The sequence below is a fragment of the Niabella sp. CPT15-335-S11 genome, assembly GCF_058792415.1.
Map to the genome: position 1 here is coordinate 860559 of NZ_JBYTEI010000002.1, position 19158 is coordinate 879716.

The window sequence follows — 19158 nt, forward strand, 5'->3', positions numbered from 1 at the left end:
CTTTAGAAATAAAAAACAAATATGAATGGACAAAAAATGCAGGATTCACGGGAGGAGCTGATACAAACGGTGGTTCCCGGCACGGTGAGTTCACGACCGGTTTACGGCGGCGATATCAATTCGGCGTTTCAGATAGAAGATGCAGGCGGTGAAAAATATTTTTTGAAATTGAATGACGCTGGTCGTTTTCCGGGGATGTTTGAAAAGGAGGCCCATGGGCTAAATGTACTGAATGACGGGTCTTCGTTGTTTGTTCCCGAGGTTATCCGTCATGGTATTTCCGGGGACCAACAGTTTCTATTGTTGCAATGGATCGCAAAAGGTCGACAGTCGGTGAATTTTTGGGAATCATTTGGAGCCCGACTGGCTGAAATGCATAAGGTTCAGCAACCTTTTTTTGGTTTTACGGAGGACAATTATATTGGCAGTATGGTGCAGGTCAATTCGCGTGCGGAGAGCTGGTCCGTTTTCTATGCGCAAAGCAGGATCCTCCCGGCTGCCAAACAACTTTTTGAACGGAGAGATTTTTCAAAATCGGATCTTCTCTCTGCAGAAAATTTCTGTAAGCATATTGCAGAAATATTTCCCGAGGAGCCCCCCGCCCTGCTGCACGGGGATCTATGGTCGGGCAATTATATGGTTGCTGCCAATGGGCACGCGGCGATATTTGATCCTGCTGTTCATTACGGTCACCGGGAAATGGATCTGGGCATGACGCGGCTCTTTGGCGGTTTTGATTTGGATTTTTATAGGTCATACCAGGCTTCTTATCCTCTGGAAAAGGACTGGCAGGGTCGTCTGCCATATACACAATTATACCCTTTACTGGTTCATTCACTACTTTTTGGTGGTCAATATATCCAATCCGTCAAAAACGTTTTAAGACAATTTTAACATTTGAAATTCAAAACCCGTATCTGAATTGTTATACATTTGCTTTAAACAATTGATTAAATCATATTTTTAAATCAATTTTTTGATTGAAAATGAAAAATGAATTAAAAAGACAGGAGGAGCTTTCCACAGAGGAAAAGATAAAAGAAGCAGCCCGGAAAGTATTTATGAAAAGGGGGTTTGCCGCAACCCGTACCCGCGACATTGCCGAGGAAGCCGGTATCAACCTGGCGCTTTTGAATTATTATTTTAGGAGCAAAAAAAACTTATTTGAAATAATCATGCTTGAGAAGCTTGGGCATTTTTTCATGACCGTAGTCCCGGACATCGTGGATGAGAACACCTCCCTGCAGGAAAAAGTGCAAATTATTTCAGAAAAGTACATCAACCTGCTCAACGAAAATCCCGATCTGCCGCTTTTTGTGTTGAATGCCCTGCAGACCGAAACACAGCAAGTCTCCAAAATAATCAGAGGAGCCAATATCATTCAAAACTCAGCGCTGCTAAGACAATTTAACGAAAGGTTTCCGGAAGTCAGGTTCGAGCACTTTTTCATGAACGTGCTCGGCTTGTGCATATATCCATTCGTTATGCGGCCTGCGCTGGAAATGATCTTCAAACCAGTTAGCGAAAATTTCCCTGAACTGATGGAGGAGCGAAAAGCGCTGATACCAATATGGATTGAAGCTATGTACCAAAAACATTAATATTTTTATATACCCGATTAATCAAACGATTAAACTTAAAACGCTATGAAGAGGTTTGCTTCCTTTCTAATTTTTTTGGCCGCCGCCCATACAGCCTTCGCACAGGATTTTTCCCTGGAGGAGGCCTGGCGATCGGCGAGGACCAATTACCCGTTGATCAAAAAGTACGACCTGATCAAAAAAAGTACGGATTACTCACTTCAAAACGCCAACAAAGCTTATCTGCCCCAATTCTCTATTGGCGGACAGGCCACCTATCAAAGTGATGTAACCCGTATCCCCGCCAACATTCCCGGGGTGAAGGAAATCAGTAAGGACCAGTACAAACTGCAAGGTGAATTAAGTCAGTTACTGTATGACGGCGGCACTTCGCACGCCCAAAAAGAAATCGTGAAAGCGGGTGAACTTGCCCAGTTACAAAATATTGAAGTCAATATGCTGTCAGTAAAAGAACGGGTTACAGACATCTATTTTGGAATTTTGCTTTTAGAAGAACAACTGGCTCAGAACAAAATCCGCAGAGAGACCCTGTCGGCTTCCCTCAAAAAAGCAGAAGCAGCATACGCCAACGGGACCAGCTACAAGAGCAACGTCAATGAACTGCAGGCAGAGCTATTGAATGTGGATATGAACGCCAAAGAATTAAGCTCGGACAATAAAGCATTCCGGGATATGCTGGGGCTGCTGACCGGCAAAACAATCGATGAAAACACCAGGCTCTCCAAACCTGTCTCATTCCGGCCGGACGAAAACATCAACCGCCCCGAACTGAAGTTATTCGACCTGCAGAAAAGCGTTTATGATGCGCAGAAAAAGAAACTGCAGGCAGACTGGATGCCAAGGTTATCAGCCTTTGTACAGGGAGGTTATGGAAGGCCCGGTCTGAACATGCTGGACAATAACTTCAACCTGTTTGCGATGGGCGGCCTCCGCTTAGCTTTCCCGATCAACAACCTGTACAACTGGAAGAATAATGTGAAAATGACAGAATTGAACAAGCGGCAACTGGACACGGACAAGGAGATCTTTATGATAAATACAAAAACCACGCTCCAGAAACAGCTCAGGGATCAGGAGAAGTTTACCGCCCTGCTCGGGGAAGATGACAAGATCATCGCGCTCCGGCAGGAAGTGATGAAAGCCGCAGAAGCGCAATTGGATAATCAGGTAATCACGGTCAGTGAGTTTATCAATAAACTGAACGCAGCAAATCTCGCTTCCCAGACTAAATTTTTACACGAATTACAATTGTTGAAATCCATTTATACCTATCAAAATGCAGCAGGCAACTAACTCATTATCCCCGATCAGCTATGTAGCGGTCAGCACCATTCAAAATGATAAATCGAAAATCATGAACAAACTTTATCTATCCTTAATCATCTCCGTTCTCTCATTCGCAGCGTGCAATCCAAACAGGATAAACTTCGATGCTGCCGGCAACTTCGAAGCCGACGAAGTTATCGTTTCAGCCCGGCAAAACGGCGAAATACTAAGCCTGAATCTGGAGGAAGGTCAGCGCCTGGCGCTCAATGAAGTCGTTGGTCAGATCGATGTGGAAGCGCAAAAACTTCAAAAAGCCCAAACCCTCGCTTCCATGAATGCACTGAACCAGAAAACCGGTACTTCCGCTTACCAGGTTGAAGTGGTGAAAAAGCAACTGGCCACCCAGCAGGCTCAGATGCAACAACTGAATACAGAAAAACGCAGGATCCAAAACCTGGTAAAAGCTGATGCAGCCCCCGGTAAACAACTGGATGACATAGATGCGCAAATTACGCAACTCAATGCGCAGATGGCTGCAACCCGCGCGCAGATCGATCTGTATAATTCAAATGTGGCTACGCAGAACCGAAGTATCCTCAGCGAGCGAAACCCGCTGGAAAAAGCAACCGACGCGATCCAGTATCAGATCAGCCGCGGAGAAATCGTCAATCCCATCGCCGGAATTGTTCTTAGCAAATATGCGCTTAAAGGAGAAATGGCAACGGTCGGCCGCTCACTTTATAAAATTGCAAACATCGATACATTGAACCTTAAAGCCTATGTGACCGGCGATCAGCTCCCACAAATTAAATTAAACCAAGCTGTACAAGTGAGAATTGATGATGGCAAAGGTGGATACAAGTCATACCCCGGTACTATTTTCTGGATCTCAGATAAATCTGAATTCACGCCGAAAACTATTCAGACAAAAAAAGAAAGAGAGAACCTGGTATACGCTATTAAGGTCCGGGTAAAGAATGACGGCTTTCTGAAAATAGGTATGTACGGGGAGGTATTGTTTAATTCCCCTAAAAAAAGTTCCTGATATTCTAAACCGTTCGACGTGGAAAATAACATTATTTTAAATAATATAATCAAGACCTATAATAAGGGCAGTGTGACGGCAGTGGACCAGATAAGTCTCCAGGTAAATAGCGGGGAGTTGTTTGGACTGATCGGGCCGGATGGTGCAGGAAAGACAACGCTTTTCAGGATACTAACCACCTTACTGCTCGCAGATTCGGGCCAGGCAACAGTCGGGGGTTACGACGTTGTAAAGGACTACCGGCAGATCAGAAATTCCATCGGGTATATGCCGGGCAGATTCTCCTTGTACCAGGACCTGACGGTAAAAGAAAACCTCAGTTTTTTTGCCACGCTGTTCGGTACCACGATTGAAGAGAACTATGATCTGATCAAAGATATCTATGATCAGATCAAACCTTTTAACGACCGGCGCGCAGGCAACCTTTCCGGCGGTATGAAACAAAAGCTGGCATTGAGTTGCGCGCTGGTACATAAACCGAGGATCCTGTTCCTGGATGAGCCGACAACCGGGGTAGACGCAGTATCGCGCAGGGAATTTTGGGAAATGCTCAGGAATCTCAAAAAACAGGGGATCACCATCCTGGTTTCCACACCGTACATGGATGAGGCTATGCTTTGCGAAAGAATCGCCCTGATTCAAAAGGGCAGGATCATGGGAGTGGATACACCCGGAAATATTCTGAAAGGTTACCCGGTAAAACTTTATGCTGCCCGTTCCGAAAATATCTATCACCTGCTGAAGGATTTAAGAGATTTCCCCGAAGTAGAGTCCTGCTTTCCTTTTGGCGGGTGGCTCCATGTAACAATGAGAGACCGGGAGGCGGATGGTATTTCAGTCCTCACGGAGTACGCAAAATCAAAGGGTCACTCATTGGTGGAAATAGAAATTATTCAGCCGACCATTGAAGACAGCTTCATTCGGCTAATGACCGAACAGCCTTCCGCGCCCGATATCGCTCAGGAATCGGTTACAAATATTTAAACCTGTACCATGAATATACCTGAATCAAAAGGCACACACGAAAACCCTTCAGCCCTCCTGGCCGGCGAAATTGAGCCTGCTATTGTTTGCAGGGATCTGACAAAAAAATTCGGAAATTTCGTAGCCGTTGACCACATCAGCTTCGAGGTAAACCCAGGTGAAATTTTTGGTTTCCTGGGAGCAAACGGAGCCGGCAAGACAACAGCTATGCGGATGCTGAGCGGGCTGTCTTTTCCCACTTCCGGCATGGCAAGGGTCGGTGGATTTGATGTTTATCACCAACAGGAGAAAATAAAGAAAAATATCGGCTATATGAGTCAGAAGTTTTCCCTGTACGAGAACCTGACGCCATTAGAGAACATCCGGTTCTTTGCCGGGATTTATGGCGTATCGCGGAAGGAGATCAGGGAACGAAGCCGGGATCTCATCAATACGCTCGGATTAAGCGACAACGCCAACACGCTGGTAGCGTCTCTGCCACTTGGCTGGAAACAAAAGCTGGCTTTTTCAGTAGCCATTTTTCACGAACCCAAAATTGTATTTCTGGATGAACCAACAGGCGGTGTGGACCCGGTGACTAGGCGTCAGTTCTGGGATATGATTTATGAGGCTGCCGAAAGAGGCATCACGATTTTCGTAACCACGCACTATATGGATGAAGCTGAGTACTGCGACCGTGTAACCATTATGGTAGATGGGAAAATAGAGGCTCTGGACACACCGCAGGCACTGAAACAAAGATTTGATGTCAGCTCCATTGACGAAGTTTTTTATCAACTCGCCAGGGGCGCAAAGAGAACAGACAATTAACACCGCGACAGAATCAATCGGAGAACTCCGAAAAGATCCTGTCTCGCAAAAGAACGAACGACGATGAAATGTCCATAAAAATTTTTGAGCAAATTCACGTGAACAGCGAAAAAAATTTTTATGGTAAATTCCCTGCCTTAGCCGGCAGGCAGGCATGTGGCCATTAAAAACATGAAAATAAGCACATGAAAGAGTTACTGGTATTTATCCGGAAAGAATTTTATCACGTATTCCGTGACAGGCGGACCCTGCTGATCATGTACGGAATACCTATCATGCAGATCCTGCTATTTGGCTTCGCCCTGACCACCGAAGTAAAGAACGCAGATATTCTGGTGGTGGACAACGCTCACGACGAACACTCTGTCAGGTTAATTCATAAATACGAGGCTTCGTCGTATTTCACGATGTATGAAAAGCAAATGCCCTACAGCAGTATAGAACAGGAATTTAAGAAAGGTGATATTAAAGCGGCAGTTATTTTCCCGCAACAGTTTGGCCAGGACCTGGGCGGAACGCACAATGCGCAGGTACAGATACTCGCTGACGGCTCAGAACCGAATGTAGCCAAAATGATTATCCAATATATTACGGCGATAACCAGTGATTACCAACGGGAACTCAACGCCGCCAACCCGCAAAGCGCCAAAATCATTCCGGAGACGAGGATGCTATACAATGAAGAAGAAAATGGATCCGTCAATTTTGTACCGGGTGTAATGGCGCTGATCCTGATGATCGTGTGTACCGCACTGACATCGGTTGCCATTGTACGTGAAAAAGAACTGGGTACGATGGAAATATTGCTGGTCTCTCCTTTTAGCCCGGTCAAGGTGCTGATCGCCAAAGCAATTCCCTACCTGGTATTATCTCTCGTCAACCTGGTTATTATCCTGTTGATGTCCATTTACGTGATGCGGGTCCCCATGCTGGGCAGCCATTTGCTTTTCCTGTTTGTCAGTATGTTGTTCATCGCTACCTGCCTGGCTTTCGGGCTGGTGATCTCCAACTCCACCAACTCGCAGCAGATTGCGTTGCTGATATCCATGATCGGCATGATGCTGCCAACCATCATCTTCACAGGTTTTTTGTTCCCCTTGGAAAATATGCCAAACTTTTTTCAGTGGTTTGCTAACCTGGTGCCTGCAAAATGGTATTACACTGCGGTAAAATCCATTATGTTGAAGGGTTTGGGTATCCGGTATATCTGGAAGGAGGTGACGGTACTGACCGTAATGACCATCGTATTTCTCACTATTGCGTTTAAGAAATTTAAAATCAGATTAGCCTGAACGGTGACCGGCTGAGAAAATAAATATACCTATATGAAAGTTCTAGGATTCATATTACAGAAAGAGTTCCTCCAGATCTTCAGGGATAAAAGTATTATTGGGATGATGTTTGTACTGCCACTGGTACAACTGGGCGTCCTACCACTGGCTATGGACTTTGAGGTCAAGAATGTGAACCTCGTCATTGTGGACAATGATCACAGCCCAATGTCGGGCAAACTGATCAACAAGATCGGATCTTCGGGTTACTTCAGACTGGTTGCAGACGAACCCACCTACAAGAAAGCTCTTGAGCACATAGAAACCGGTGAAGCCGATATTGTCCTGGAAATCCCTTCGTCTTTTGAAAGGGATTTCGTCCGGGAAAACAGGGCCAAACTGAATATGTCGGTGGATGCCATCAATGGAACGAAATCCTCGCTGGGCAGCGCTTACCTGACATCCGTTATAAGTGATTTCAATCAACAGATTCAAATTTACCAAAACCAGAAAAGAGTTGTCCCCTACAACATCAGCATAGAATCCTCCAACTGGTTTAATCCATACGCCAATTACTTCTGGTATATTGTCCCCGGTATCCTCGCATTCCTGCTAACGATATTTTCGGGGTCACTTTCTGCGCTCAATATCGTCCGCGAAAAAGAAGTTGGCACTATCGAACAGATCAACGCGACGCCGATTAAAAAATGGCAGTTTATCCTGGGCAAACTAATCCCGTTCTGGGTAATGGGGATGATTGTGCTCACCATTGGTTTGTTGGTTGCCATTGTGTTTTATGGCATCAGACCAGTGGGGAGTATTGCGATACTCTATGCACTGACGGGGGTCTACCTCATTGCCATGCTGGGCTTTGGTTTGCTGGTTTCCACAGTCAGCAACAACCAATTGCAGGCCATGTTCATCTCCTTTTTCTTTATTATGATTTTTGTGCTGATGAGCGGATTGTTTACTTCTGTCGAAAGCATGCCGCTTTGGGCCAGGAATATTTCGCATTCCATACCGATTACTTATTTCATGAAGGCCATCAGGATGGTTGTCCTGAAAGGCAGCAACTTGTATGACGTAAGGAATATTTTCCTGATCCTTGCCGGATTTGGTTTGCTGCTGAACGGTCTGGCCATCTGGAACTACCGGAAAACGAGTTAATCCGCGTTATTTCGCATGTAAATTTTACTAAAGTTCGGGGGAAATTAATAAGCCTCTTGTCGTGTAATGGCTACCACCCTGGAAACGGTACGATAAATTTAAGGAATAATCCGACCAACGCGGCGAATTGAATATGGGATTAATATTATGAATGAGCGCAATATCTACATATTCCTTCTGTACTGTCCCCCGACCTCATAAAGTCCGTGGGTGATCTGGCCAAGAGAGCAATATTTCACCGTTTCCATCAATTCCTCAAAAATATTCTCATTGCGCACGGCAACCTGTTTAAGTCTGTCCAGTGCCTGCGCTGAGCGGTTGCAGTTACGGTGCTGAAAAGCTTTCAGGTTTTCGATCTGCTGATCTTTTTCTTCACGGCTGCTGCGGATGACCTGATCCGGCACATTTGTAGGACTCCCCTGTTTATTCAGGAAAGTATTCACCCCGACCAGCGGCAGCTTGCCACTGTTCTTCAGCGTTTCATATAATAAACTTTCTTCCTGTATCTTATTTCGCTGGTACATCCGCTCCATAGCGCCCAGTACACCGCCTCGCTGACTGATCCGCTCAAACTCAGCCAGGACAGCCTCTTCCACGAGCCCGGTCAGTTCTTCCACAGCAAAACTTCCCTGTATAAAATTTTCTGTTTTCGTACTGCCCAGTTCCCTGTTGATGATCAGTTGAATAGCGATCGCCCGCCTCACACTTTCCTCGGTGGGTGTTGTTATGGCTTCATCATACGCATTGGTGTGAAGTGAATTGCAGTTGTCATAAATAGCATACAGCGCCTGCAGCGTGGTCCTGATATCATTAAAATCGATCTCCTGCGCATGAAGGCTGCGACCCGAGGTCTGAATGTGATATTTTAGTTTTTGCGATCTGTCATTAGCGCCGTATTTGTGTTTCATCGCCTTGGCCCAGATCCGGCGGGCGACCCGTCCGATCACACTATATTCGGGGTCCATTCCATTACTGAAAAAGAAGGAAAGATTGGGTGCAAATTCATCGATATGCATCCCCCGGCTCAGAAAGTATTCCACATAGGTAAATCCATTCGCCAGTGTAAATGCCAGTTGGGTTACTGGATTGGCGCCGGCTTCCGCAATATGATACCCGCTGATGCTGATACTGTAAAAATTACGCACGCCGTTCCGGATGAAGTATTCCTGCACATCACCCATCAGCTTCATCGAAAACTCCGTGGAAAATATACAGGTGTTCTGCGCCTGGTCTTCTTTCAGAATATCTGCCTGTACCGTGCCCCTGACGCTTTCCAAAGCTTGTCTTTTAAGTGCCACATATTTTTTGGCTGTCAGCACCTGGTCACCACTGCGACCCAGCAGTTTCAAACCCAGACCATTATTTCCATCCGGCAGGGTACCGGTATAAGCCGGCATATTTTCCATTGGCTCCACCGGAATCTCCGAATCTGCTGCTTTTTCGCAGAGCTGATCAATCGCAGCGTTTAGAAAAAAAGCCAGGATTACCGGAGCCGGGCCATTGATGGTCATGGACACCGAGGTATCGGGACTGCAAAGATCAAAACCGCTATAGAGTTTCTTCGCATCATCCACCGTGGCAATACTCACGCCGCTATTGCCGATCTTTCCATAAATATCCGGGCGTTCTGCCGGGTCTTCCCCGTAGAGCGTCACGCTGTCGAACGCCGTACTCAGTCTTTTAGCGGGCTGACCCATACTCACATAATGAAAACGTTTATTTGTTCTTTCCGGAGTGCCCTCACCGGCAAACATCCGCGTGGGATCTTCATCCTGGCGCTTGAGCTCATAAACACCGGCAGTAAATGGAAATTTCCCCGGCACATTTTCCTGGAGCTGCCACGCTATCTGGTCGCCCCAATCCCGGTAGGTCGGCAACACCACTTTTCTGATCCGTATCCCACTCAGAGAAGTGGTGGTAAGCGGCTGGCTGATTGTTTTTCCCCGTACCGGGTAACTATACTCCTCCTTATTGTAGGATTCTGTCAGCGTGTTCCAGCCATCCAACAGCGACTTTACTCCCGGATCCAATTTTGATTCCAATTCCCCGTACCGTTGATGCAAACCTTGAAGCTGCGTATCGCCGGCATGATTTCCTTCTTGCATCATTCTGATTGTTCCTCTCAACTGGTAAAGGTTTGAAGCCACAAGACTCTGTTCTTCCACCCACTGATCATAACTTCGGATCGTTTCCACAATTTCCGACAAATACCTGACCCGTGCAGGCGGAATGACCTGAGAATGGTTGTAGGTATCTTGTATATGGGAATGATGTTCCACCGGTCTTCCAAAATAAACACCCGTGTTCTCTGCAATTCGTTCCAGTACGCGTTCAAACAGTTCATTAACACCCGGATCGTCAAACTGCGCCGCTATTGTCCCGATTACCGGGAGATCTTCGTTGGCGGCATGCCATAAGAGGTGGTTTCGTTTGTATTGTTTCCTAACATCGGCGAGCGCATCCAGGGAACCGGCCTTATCAAATTTGTTGATACACACCAGGTCGGCATAATCGAGCATATTTATCTTTTCGAGCTGAGATGCTGCGCCAAATTCGGGGGTCATCACATAAAGACTTACATCGCTGTGTTTGACGATGGACGTATCACTTTGTCCAACCCCGGCGCTTTCCAGGATAATCAGATCAAAGCCTGCCCGTCTGCAAATATCAATAGCCGCTTGTACGCTCCCACTCAGCGCAGTATCGTCCTCGCGGGTAGCCATGGAACGCATGTAAGCCCGCGGGTGGGAAATGGCATTCATCCGTATCCGGTCGCCCAGCAAGGCGCCCCCCGTCTTTTTACGGGAAGGATCAACCGAAATAACGGCGAGCGTTTTATCCTGGAATTGATTCAGAAACCGGCGGGCCAGTTCATCGGTAACAGAAGATTTTCCTGCACCGCCGGGCCCAGTGACGCCCAATAGCACAGGCCCCGATAACGGAGAGGACCAACGGTGGGCATCCAATACCGGCTGATATGGCAAACCAGATTCTGCGAGTGTTATAGCCCGGGAAATTCTCCGGATATCCTTAACCTCGCCCAGAGGAGTTTCGCTTCCCCAATGCAGGGGCGCATTACCAAAATCTGTATTCCATTCACTGCCATCGTTCGTTGCCGGGGTAGCTTTGCGGATCAGGTCGTCGATCATTCCCTCAAGCCCCATCTTTCTGCCATCATCCGGACTGTAAATGCCCGAAATGCCATAGCTGATCAGTTCACTGATCTCACTGGGCAGGATGGTACCACCCCCACCTCCGAAAATCTTAATATGACCGCAACCCGCTTCGCTCAGCAGATCTTTCATATACTTGAAAAACTCCAGGTGACCGCCCTGGTAACTGGTAACAGCGATGGCGTGTACATCCTCTTCAATGGCGCATTCCACAATCTCCCGGGCGCTACGGTTGTGCCCGAGATGGATGATTTCCACTCCCTTACTCTGCAAAATCCGTCTCATTATATTGATGGCAGCATCGTGTCCGTCAAAGAGGGAAGCGGCGGTGACCATTCTGATTTTCATGCCCTGTTGAATTAGATACAAACGAATGTTAGCAAATTTAGGATTATTAGGTTAAATTTTTAGAGATGCATTCTCCGAAAGACGCATTATTCATTTAAAATGCCTCAATTCCGCACTCTGTTTACAATGATTACCACGCCAGCCTGATTCTTCATATACTGATTTTTCGCCGTCTATGTTCCCGTTAATAACAGAATATCCACGCCAGCATGGTGCTTCATATATTAATTTTCCTCCATCTATGTTCCCTTTAATAATTGAGTGTCCACACAAGTATGGCTCTACATATACGTGATGAATCAGCCGAAATACTAAATACTTATCCCTACTTTTACCGCATGAACCAGCGTGAACTTTTCTTCCGGCACCTGGCCCAGACCTCACCGGCGCCCATGGCGCTCGAAATCACCCGGGCCGAAAACTGTATACTGTACGATAAAGAAGGGAAGGAATACCTGGATCTGATCGGAGGCATCAACGTAGCCAACATCGGGCACCGGCACCCGGCGGTAGTCTCGGCCATTCAAAGCCAGCTCGAAGCCTATCTCCATATAATGGTTTACGGAGAATTTGTGGAATCGCCACAGGTACGATACGCGCAACTGTTGACCGAGCACTTCCCCGCTTCACTGGATTCCGTATATTTTACCAATTCCGGTGCAGAAGCGGTGGAGGGTGCCATGAAATTGGCCAAACGGGTGACGAATCGCGCGGAGATCATCGCATGCAAACAGGCTTACCATGGATCCACACAGGGGGCCCTGAGTCTTTTCGGTGAAGAGCACTGGCGAAACGCATTCAGACCACTGTTGCCAGGTGTGTCACACGTCGATTTTAATTCCCGGGAATGGCTGTCGGAGATCACTGAACAAACCGCCTGCGTCGTTCTCGAAACGGTTCAGGGAGAAGCCGGTGTCAGGGTTCCCGATAAATCCTGGCTCAAAGCGGTACGCAACCGATGTACTGAGACCGGCGCTTTGCTGGTGCTGGATGAGATCCAGGCAGGATTCGGGCGGACAGGCAAATTATGGGCCTTCGAACATTTTGATGTGGTTCCTGATATTTTATTATTGGGGAAGGCGCTGGGAGGTGGTATGCCGCTGGGGGCATTTATTGCTTCCAGGGAAATGATGTATACACTTGCTGAAAACCCTGTTTTGGGCCATATTACAACTTTCGGGGGGCACCCGGTCAGTTGCGCTGCCGGAATGGCCGCGTTGCAAACGCTCCTGGACGAAAACCTGATTCAAACTGTAACCCATAAAGAAACAGTATTTCTGGAACTTCTCAGGCATCCAAAGATCCTGGATATCCGATCCTTCGGGCTGTGGATCGCCGTTGAGTTTGACTCTTTCCAAACAAATAAGAAAATCATAGATACCCTGGTCGCGCTTCCGGGCAAAGGCATCCTGACGGATTGGTTCCTGTTCGCCGACAGCAGTTTGCGGATATGCCCGCCGCTGACGATCACGGAAGACCAGGTCAGAGAAGCATGCGACCTGATTTTAAAAACACTAAACAAGCCCGATTTATGACACGGAATATGGCAGCAGAAAAAAAAATGGCAGCGCTGGAGGCTGTAAAACAGATCAAGGACGGAATGGTTGTGGGACTGGGAACGGGCTCCACCGCCCTGTTTGCCACGGAAGCCGTTGGGCGTATGGTGGGGGAAGGTCTGAAAATACAAGCGGTGCCGACGTCTGAAAGCACCCGGCAACTGGCAGCCTCGCTCGGAATTCCTCTGGTGGATATCAACAATATCGACGCTATTGACATCACGATTGACGGCGCTGATGAATTTACCGACAAGTTGGAACTGATCAAAGGAGGTGGTGGTGCGCTATTGCGCGAGAAAATTGTTGCTTCACTCACTCGCTTACATATTACGATTGCGGATTATTCGAAACATGTGGACAAGCTTGGTAAGTTCGGCGTGCCGATCGAGGTCATACCCTTTGCCTGCAATTATGTACTCGGCATGCTGGGAAGTTTTGGCGGAACCGGAACTATAAGAAAAGTAAATGACTCAAATTTTATCACTGATCAGGGAAATTTTATCATTGATACTGATTTTGGCCTGATTGAAAATCCGGCAGATCTGGCAGCAAAACTGGATCAGATCGTAGGCATTGTGGAACACGGGCTTTTTGTAAATCTGACCCACCTGGTTATCATGGCAAGCGGCGATAACATTATCCGTTTCTCCCGGCATTAAGACGAAAAGCATCTGAATTCTTCCTATTTTAGCGGGATAAACAGTCCGCTATGAACGATTGCCTCCTTCAGAAAATAGCCCTGACACTTATTCCAAATATTGGATGTGTACAGGCAAAGATCTTATTGCAGCACATGGATATTTCCGAGGTATTCACTGCACGTAAATCCACCCTGGAGCGAATTGAAGGATTAGGCGCCCTGAGAGCCAAAAGCATCAGAGACTTTCAGGATTTCGCTCTGGCTGAAAAAGAAATAGCTTTTATCGGGAAAAACAGCATCACACCCTTGTTTATCACGGACGAAAATTATCCGCAACGTCTTTTGAATTGTTATGACCCACCCACCCTGCTTTATTACAAGGGCTCCGCAAATTTGAATCAGTCAAAAATCCTGGCAGTAGTGGGGACCAGGAGCAATACCGATTACGGTAGAAAAGTGGTAGAAAGCCTCATGCAGGACCTCAGCGGGACCGGCATCCTGATTGTGAGTGGCCTGGCCTACGGCATCGATTCACTGGCCCATAAATTTGCATTGAAAAACCGGATGGAAACGGTGGGCGTACTGGCACATGGCCTGGATAAGATCTATCCGCAGGTAAACTCCGGCCTGGCCCGAGATATGGTTTCCCAGGGAGGACTGCTTACGGAATTCAGAAGGGACACTATCCCCGATCGTTATAATTTTCCGAGTCGTAACCGCGTTGTCGCCGGTATGAGCGACGCTACACTGGTTATTGAAACCGAAATCAAGGGAGGCAGCATGATCACCGCCGAGCTCGCAAACGGATATAACCGTGATGTATTTGCCTATCCCGGAAAGACCACTGATAAGAAAAGCAGTGGCTGCAACTTCCTGATTCAGCATAACAAAGCTATGCTGATGACAGACACCCAATCGATGTTGGAAATCCTGGGCTGGAGGGATCCGTCTGAAAAACCGCCCCCGAAGAAATCACGCGAGCTGTTTACAGAACTTTCACCATCGGAAAAAATCGTATTCGATATAATCGGACAGAAGGAACAAACGAATATTGACGAAATTCAACTGAACGCCGGATTACCGAGCAGCCAGGTAGCTATGGCGATCCTGAATCTTGAGATGCAGCAAATTGTGGAATCACTCCCAGGAAAAATGTATCGACTTTTATAACCTTCCGGGTCCCGGGAAAATCCTACTGATTCAAAACTTTGCTATAATTCGGGGATCTCCATTATCTTTGCACATGGCAATAAGAAATTCTTCTCCCGAGACTGGCCCAGAGGCCAGAATAATTACCGAAAGTTTAACGTTTGACGATGTACTGCTGGTGCCTGCATACAGCCAGGTGCTGCCGCGGGATGTCGACATCAGGACCCGGCTCACCAGGGACATTTCTCTGAACACCCCGATCCTTTCTGCAGCGATGGATACCGTAACGGAAGCTGCACTGGCCACCGCTATTGCACGGGAAGGCGGACTAGGCATCCTCCATAAAAATATGAGTATTGAAAACCAGGCCAGCCAGGTTCGAAAAGTAAAAAGAAGTGAAAGCGGGCTGATCCTGGACCCTATAACCCTGCGTGAAGACGCAGTCGTTGGTGATGCGCTTCGCCTGATGCGCGAAAATAAGATCGGCGGAATACCTATTGTGGATAAGAACCATAAGTTAGTAGGTATCCTGACTAACCGCGATTTACGATTTGAAGAAGATCTTAAACGAAGTGTAAGCGAAGTGATGACCAGCACCAACCTGGTGACGGCACCTGAAGGTACCGATTTGAAGAAAGCCAGGACGATACTACGCCAATACAAATTCGAAAAACTTCCGGTAGTTGACAACCAGGGTAAGCTGATCGGTTTGATCACTTACCGCGACCTCCTCCAGGTAACCAGTTACCCGAACGCTATTAAAGACAGCTTTGGCAGACTGCTCGTAGGTGCAGGAATTGGTATCACGACCGATATGCTGGACCGGATTGATGCGCTGCAACAGGTGGGTGTAGATCTGGTGGTACTCGATAGCGCGCATGGGCACAGCAGAGGGGTTATTGACGCGCTGAAAAAAGTGAAGAAGAATTTCCCTGAATTGAATGTTGTTGCCGGAAACGTGGGTACAGCGGCCGGAGCAAAGGTGTTGGCCGAGGCAGGCGCAGATGCTGTGAAAGTTGGTATCGGGCCAGGATCTATATGCACAACCCGTATTGTTGCCGGAGCCGGAATGCCTCAGTTGACGGCTATCCTGGACGCTGCATCAGGTTTGAAGGACACCGGAATCCCGGTTATTGCCGATGGTGGAATCCGATATACCGGCGATATGGTGAAGGCGTTGGCGGCAGGAGCCGATTGTGTTATGATGGGAAGTGTTTTTGCCGGCACGGAAGAGAGTCCCGGCGAAACAATCATCTACGATGGCAGAAAGTACAAAGCTTACCGCGGCATGGGATCACTTGGCGCCATGTCATCCGGAAGCAGCGACCGGTATTTTCAGGATCCTGAAGATGACGTTAAAAAATTCGTTCCGGAAGGGATCGAAGGTCGCGTGGCTTACAAAGGAACACTCAAAGAAGTGATCTTTCAATATATCGGGGGTTTAAAAGCCGGGATGGGTTACTGCGGCGCAGCAAATATCCAGGACCTGCAAAAAGCTCAGTTTATCAAGATCACAACCGCCGGCGTCACGGAAAGCCATCCACACGATATTGATGTTACCAAGGAAGCCCCGAATTATAGTAGATAGCTGCTAATATTAGACGTTAGACATTAGACGCTAGATACCAGACATTTTATACCAGATAATACATATTTATTATAAGTATTATGCGACTTTTACAGATCGGTATCTGACAGAGGGACTGTGATCAGTCGGCTTTTTTCACGGAACTCGCACCGCTTGCATCGCTGGTAAGTTTTGGATCTCCTTTATATTTTATGTGAGAAGCCCCACTGGCATCTGCCTTTAGATTCATGCTTGCGAAAACCTGCGCAGTGCTGGCGCCGGATGCATCTGCATCGGCATTTTCTGATTTCAGGTCAAATGCCCGCAAAGTAGAAGCGCCCGAAACATCTGCACTGATATCTTTTGTCTCGCCGGAAATATCCAGGGTGGAAGCACCCGAAACGGAAATTTTGACTCTAGGTGCCCTTACTTCCATTTCCCCCGAAGAAGCCCCACTCAAATCAAGCGACATTTCTTCGTCTTGCATAAATTTTGATTCAGTTTTAACAGCAGACGCCCCGCCAATTTGCAGTTGTCTGATCACAGGCAGACTCACGAATAACTTAATTTCATTGGTCGGACTGAGATTTACACCCCTCCGATGGCTGACCTTCAATTCATTGCCGTTTTTCTCAACCTGCAGATATTCGAACAAGTTATCATCCGTCTCTATCTTTACTGACCAGGACGAGTCCTGTCTCACATAAAGATGAACAACGCCACCGGTACTAATGGATTTGAAATTTTTCAGATTATAATCTCGGTTGGTGATCGATCCGTTACCCCGGATACGTCTGAAGTCCAGAATATTGCACGATATAAAAAGCAGACAGATTGCTGTCAGAAAAGTGAAATATTTCATTTTCGTCTTATTTTTTAAATCAGATCAGAAACCAGCGCATCTCGTCTTCCAGCAAGTCCACCCTCTCCCGTGACGAGAGTGTGAGCCACATTGGCCTCAACTACCTTTCAACCCAAAGTTTCAAACCCTCACTTTCAAACTTTCTTTACCTTCGCGGGACTATGACCGAGAAAATTCTTATCCTGGACTTTGGCTCTCAATACACGCAATTAATTGCCCGTTCTGTAAGGGAAGCTAATGTCTATTGCGAGATCATTCCATTTTCCCAGTCCTTTGAATTAGAAAGCAATTTAAAAGGAATTATTTTATCAGGATCCCCTTATTCGGTAAACGACACCAATGCACCGGTAATTGACATGAAGGGACTTGTTAAAAACCTGCCCGTTCTTGGAATTTGTTACGGCGCACAACTGACCGCAAAAACATTTGGAGGACACATTGAAAAAAGCAGCCAGCGTGAATACGGCAGGGCCATCATTTCTGTCCGTCGGAATAACGATCCCCTGTTAAAGGGCATTTCTACCAAGACCGAAGTGTGGATGAGTCACGGCGACAGTATTCTTGACCTGCCAGCCGGTTTTGATATTCTGGCAACGACCGAAAGCATTCCGGTTGCTGCTTTCAAATACGGGGACGATCAACCCGTTTACGGTCTGCAGTTTCACCCCGAAGTTTACCATACAAAGGAAGGCAAACAAATTATCAGCAATTTCCTCGTCAATGTCTGCGGATGCAGCCAGGATTGGACTCCGGCACATTTTGTAAGTGATACCGTTACTGCATTGAAAAAGAAAATCGGAGACCGGAAAGTAATTATGGCGCTAAGCGGTGGCGTTGACAGTACCGTAGCGGCCACCCTGATCAGCAAAGCCATCGGGGATAAGCTCTACGGCATTTTTGTGGATAACGGCGTTTTGAGGAAAAATGAATTTGAAGCTGTCCTCGATAACTATAAGAAACTGGGAATCAATGTCAGGGGTGTGGATGCGAGGGCCTTGTTTTACGAAAAACTCAAAGGTCACGAAGATCCCGAAACCAAGCGGAAAATAATTGGCGGGCTTTTCATCGATATTTTCCAGCAGGAAGCTGCAAAAGTAGAGGGTATTGAATTACTGGGGCAGGGAACCATCTATCCGGATGTGATTGAAAGTGTCTCCGTACACGGACCTTCAGTTACGATTAAGTCACACCATAACGTTGGCGGACTACCAGATCAGATGCGCCTCGAACTGGTGGAGCCGCTGCGTTACCTGTTTAAGGATGAAGTGAGAAAAGTAGGCAGGGAGTTGGGAATTCCACCGGCGCTGATCGACAGGCATCCGTTTCCAGGACCTGGTCTGGCGATCCGGATATTAGGAGAAGTTACGGAAGAAAAAGTGAAGCTCCTGCAGGAAGCCGATCATATTTATATCCAGGGATTGAAAAATACGGGGTTATATGCAACGGTTTGGCAGGCCGGAACTATCTTGTTACCGGTGAAAAGCGTCGGTGTCATGGGAGATGAGCGCACCTATGAGTTTACCGTGGCATTGCGGGCGGTTACCAGTGTAGACGGAATGACCGCGGATTGGGCGCATCTCCCCTATAATTTTCTGGCCGATGTCTCCAACGAGATCATCAACAAGGTCAGGGGAATAAATCGCGTAGTCTATGATATCAGCAGTAAGCCACCGGCAACCATTGAATGGGAATAAGATTGGAGCCCGGTCTGAAGTAGCA

The 19158-nt window shown here is 47.2% G+C and carries 15 protein-coding genes; 13 read left to right on the forward strand and 2 right to left on the reverse strand.

Features of this window, described 5'->3' with window-relative positions:
- The first annotated feature begins 21 nt into the window (after window positions 1-21).
- From AC3WS5_RS10040 to AC3WS5_RS10075, 8 genes are all read left to right on the forward strand, one after another.
- On the forward strand, window positions 22-894 hold the full coding sequence (locus AC3WS5_RS10040; RefSeq protein ID WP_492467204.1) for a fructosamine kinase family protein: 873 nt from the start codon (window positions 22-24) through the stop codon (window positions 892-894).
- A 92-nt stretch (window positions 895-986) separates the two neighbouring features.
- Window positions 987-1601, forward strand: a complete 615-nt coding sequence (locus tag AC3WS5_RS10045) for a TetR/AcrR family transcriptional regulator (protein ID WP_492467206.1) — start codon at window positions 987-989, stop codon at window positions 1599-1601.
- A gap of 45 nt (window positions 1602-1646) precedes the next feature.
- A complete protein-coding gene (locus AC3WS5_RS10050; RefSeq protein WP_492467208.1) occupies window positions 1647-2894 on the forward strand; it encodes a TolC family protein in 1248 nt (415 codons plus the stop codon).
- Window positions 2895-2955: 61 nt separating this feature from the next.
- The gene (locus AC3WS5_RS10055) at window positions 2956-3912 is read left to right on the forward strand and encodes an HlyD family secretion protein (protein WP_492467210.1); all 957 of its coding nucleotides are present in this window, start codon (window positions 2956-2958) and stop codon (window positions 3910-3912) included.
- An 18-nt stretch (window positions 3913-3930) separates the two neighbouring features.
- Window positions 3931-4896: an ABC transporter ATP-binding protein gene (locus AC3WS5_RS10060; RefSeq protein WP_492467212.1), complete on the forward strand. Its 966-nt coding sequence runs from the start codon at window positions 3931-3933 to the stop codon at window positions 4894-4896.
- A gap of 9 nt (window positions 4897-4905) precedes the next feature.
- Window positions 4906-5706 carry an ABC transporter ATP-binding protein gene (locus AC3WS5_RS10065; protein WP_492467214.1) on the forward strand — a complete coding sequence of 267 codons (801 nt, stop codon included), beginning with the start codon at window positions 4906-4908 and terminating at the stop codon, window positions 5704-5706.
- A gap of 185 nt (window positions 5707-5891) precedes the next feature.
- Window positions 5892-6998 carry an ABC transporter permease gene (locus AC3WS5_RS10070; RefSeq protein ID WP_492467216.1) on the forward strand — a complete coding sequence of 369 codons (1107 nt, stop codon included), beginning with the start codon at window positions 5892-5894 and terminating at the stop codon, window positions 6996-6998.
- Window positions 6999-7031: 33 nt separating this feature from the next.
- Complete coding sequence (locus tag AC3WS5_RS10075; RefSeq protein ID WP_492467218.1) at window positions 7032-8144, forward strand: ABC transporter permease; 1113 nt, start codon at window positions 7032-7034, stop codon at window positions 8142-8144.
- Window positions 8145-8308: 164 nt separating this feature from the next.
- Here the strand turns inward: AC3WS5_RS10075 and AC3WS5_RS10080 are convergent, their stop codons facing one another.
- Complete coding sequence (locus tag AC3WS5_RS10080; RefSeq protein ID WP_492467220.1) at window positions 8309-11665, reverse strand: methylmalonyl-CoA mutase family protein; 3357 nt, start codon at window positions 11663-11665, stop codon at window positions 8309-8311.
- A 275-nt stretch (window positions 11666-11940) separates the two neighbouring features.
- Here AC3WS5_RS10080 and AC3WS5_RS10085 point away from each other — a divergent pair, with 275 nt between their 5' ends.
- The 4 genes from AC3WS5_RS10085 to guaB all read left to right on the forward strand — a co-directional run bounded on the left by AC3WS5_RS10085 (window position 11941) and on the right by guaB (window position 16598).
- Window positions 11941-13200 carry an aspartate aminotransferase family protein gene (locus tag AC3WS5_RS10085; protein ID WP_492467222.1) on the forward strand — a complete coding sequence of 420 codons (1260 nt, stop codon included), beginning with the start codon at window positions 11941-11943 and terminating at the stop codon, window positions 13198-13200.
- Complete coding sequence (rpiA, locus tag AC3WS5_RS10090) at window positions 13197-13880, forward strand: ribose-5-phosphate isomerase RpiA (RefSeq protein ID WP_492467224.1); 684 nt, start codon at window positions 13197-13199, stop codon at window positions 13878-13880. Before AC3WS5_RS10085 ends, rpiA begins: the two co-directional genes overlap by 4 nt.
- Before the next feature lie 50 nt (window positions 13881-13930).
- Window positions 13931-15031, forward strand: coding sequence for a DNA-processing protein DprA (gene dprA, locus AC3WS5_RS10095; RefSeq protein ID WP_492467226.1), 1101 nt, complete (start codon window positions 13931-13933; stop codon window positions 15029-15031).
- 73 nt (window positions 15032-15104) lie between these two features.
- Entirely contained in the window at window positions 15105-16598 is a 1494-nt protein-coding gene (gene guaB / locus AC3WS5_RS10100) for an IMP dehydrogenase (protein WP_492467228.1), read from the forward strand.
- A 121-nt stretch (window positions 16599-16719) separates the two neighbouring features.
- Here the strand turns inward: guaB and AC3WS5_RS10105 are convergent, their stop codons facing one another.
- On the reverse strand, window positions 16720-17439 hold the full coding sequence (locus AC3WS5_RS10105) for a head GIN domain-containing protein (RefSeq protein WP_492467230.1): 720 nt from the start codon (window positions 17437-17439) through the stop codon (window positions 16720-16722).
- A 161-nt stretch (window positions 17440-17600) separates the two neighbouring features.
- Between AC3WS5_RS10105 and guaA the strand changes: the two genes are divergently transcribed.
- Window positions 17601-19133, forward strand: coding sequence for a glutamine-hydrolyzing GMP synthase (gene guaA / locus AC3WS5_RS10110; RefSeq protein ID WP_492467232.1), 1533 nt, complete (start codon window positions 17601-17603; stop codon window positions 19131-19133).
- The last annotated feature ends 25 nt before the right edge of the window (window positions 19134-19158 follow it).

Bases quoted from the DNA above. Each gene is read 5' to 3' on its own strand.
- AC3WS5_RS10040 (WP_492467204.1), top strand. From the start codon at position 22: ATGAATGGACAAAAAATGCAGGATTCACGGGAGGAGCTGATACAAACG.
- AC3WS5_RS10045 (WP_492467206.1), top strand. From the start codon at position 987: ATGAAAAATGAATTAAAAAGACAGGAGGAGCTTTCCACAGAGGAAAAG.
- AC3WS5_RS10050 (WP_492467208.1), top strand. From the start codon at position 1,647: ATGAAGAGGTTTGCTTCCTTTCTAATTTTTTTGGCCGCCGCCCATACA.
- AC3WS5_RS10055 (WP_492467210.1), top strand. From the start codon at position 2,956: ATGAACAAACTTTATCTATCCTTAATCATCTCCGTTCTCTCATTCGCA.
- AC3WS5_RS10065 (WP_492467214.1), top strand. From the start codon at position 4,906: ATGAATATACCTGAATCAAAAGGCACACACGAAAACCCTTCAGCCCTC.
- AC3WS5_RS10070 (WP_492467216.1), top strand. From the start codon at position 5,892: ATGAAAGAGTTACTGGTATTTATCCGGAAAGAATTTTATCACGTATTC.
- AC3WS5_RS10075 (WP_492467218.1), top strand. From the start codon at position 7,032: ATGAAAGTTCTAGGATTCATATTACAGAAAGAGTTCCTCCAGATCTTC.
- AC3WS5_RS10080 (WP_492467220.1), bottom strand. From the start codon at position 11,665: ATGAAAATCAGAATGGTCACCGCCGCTTCCCTCTTTGACGGACACGAT.
- AC3WS5_RS10085 (WP_492467222.1), top strand. From the start codon at position 11,941: ATGGCTCTACATATACGTGATGAATCAGCCGAAATACTAAATACTTAT.
- rpiA (WP_492467224.1), top strand. From the start codon at position 13,197: ATGACACGGAATATGGCAGCAGAAAAAAAAATGGCAGCGCTGGAGGCT.
- dprA (WP_492467226.1), top strand. From the start codon at position 13,931: ATGAACGATTGCCTCCTTCAGAAAATAGCCCTGACACTTATTCCAAAT.
- guaB (WP_492467228.1), top strand. From the start codon at position 15,105: ATGGCAATAAGAAATTCTTCTCCCGAGACTGGCCCAGAGGCCAGAATA.
- AC3WS5_RS10105 (WP_492467230.1), bottom strand. From the start codon at position 17,439: ATGAAATATTTCACTTTTCTGACAGCAATCTGTCTGCTTTTTATATCG.
- guaA (WP_492467232.1), top strand. From the start codon at position 17,601: ATGACCGAGAAAATTCTTATCCTGGACTTTGGCTCTCAATACACGCAA.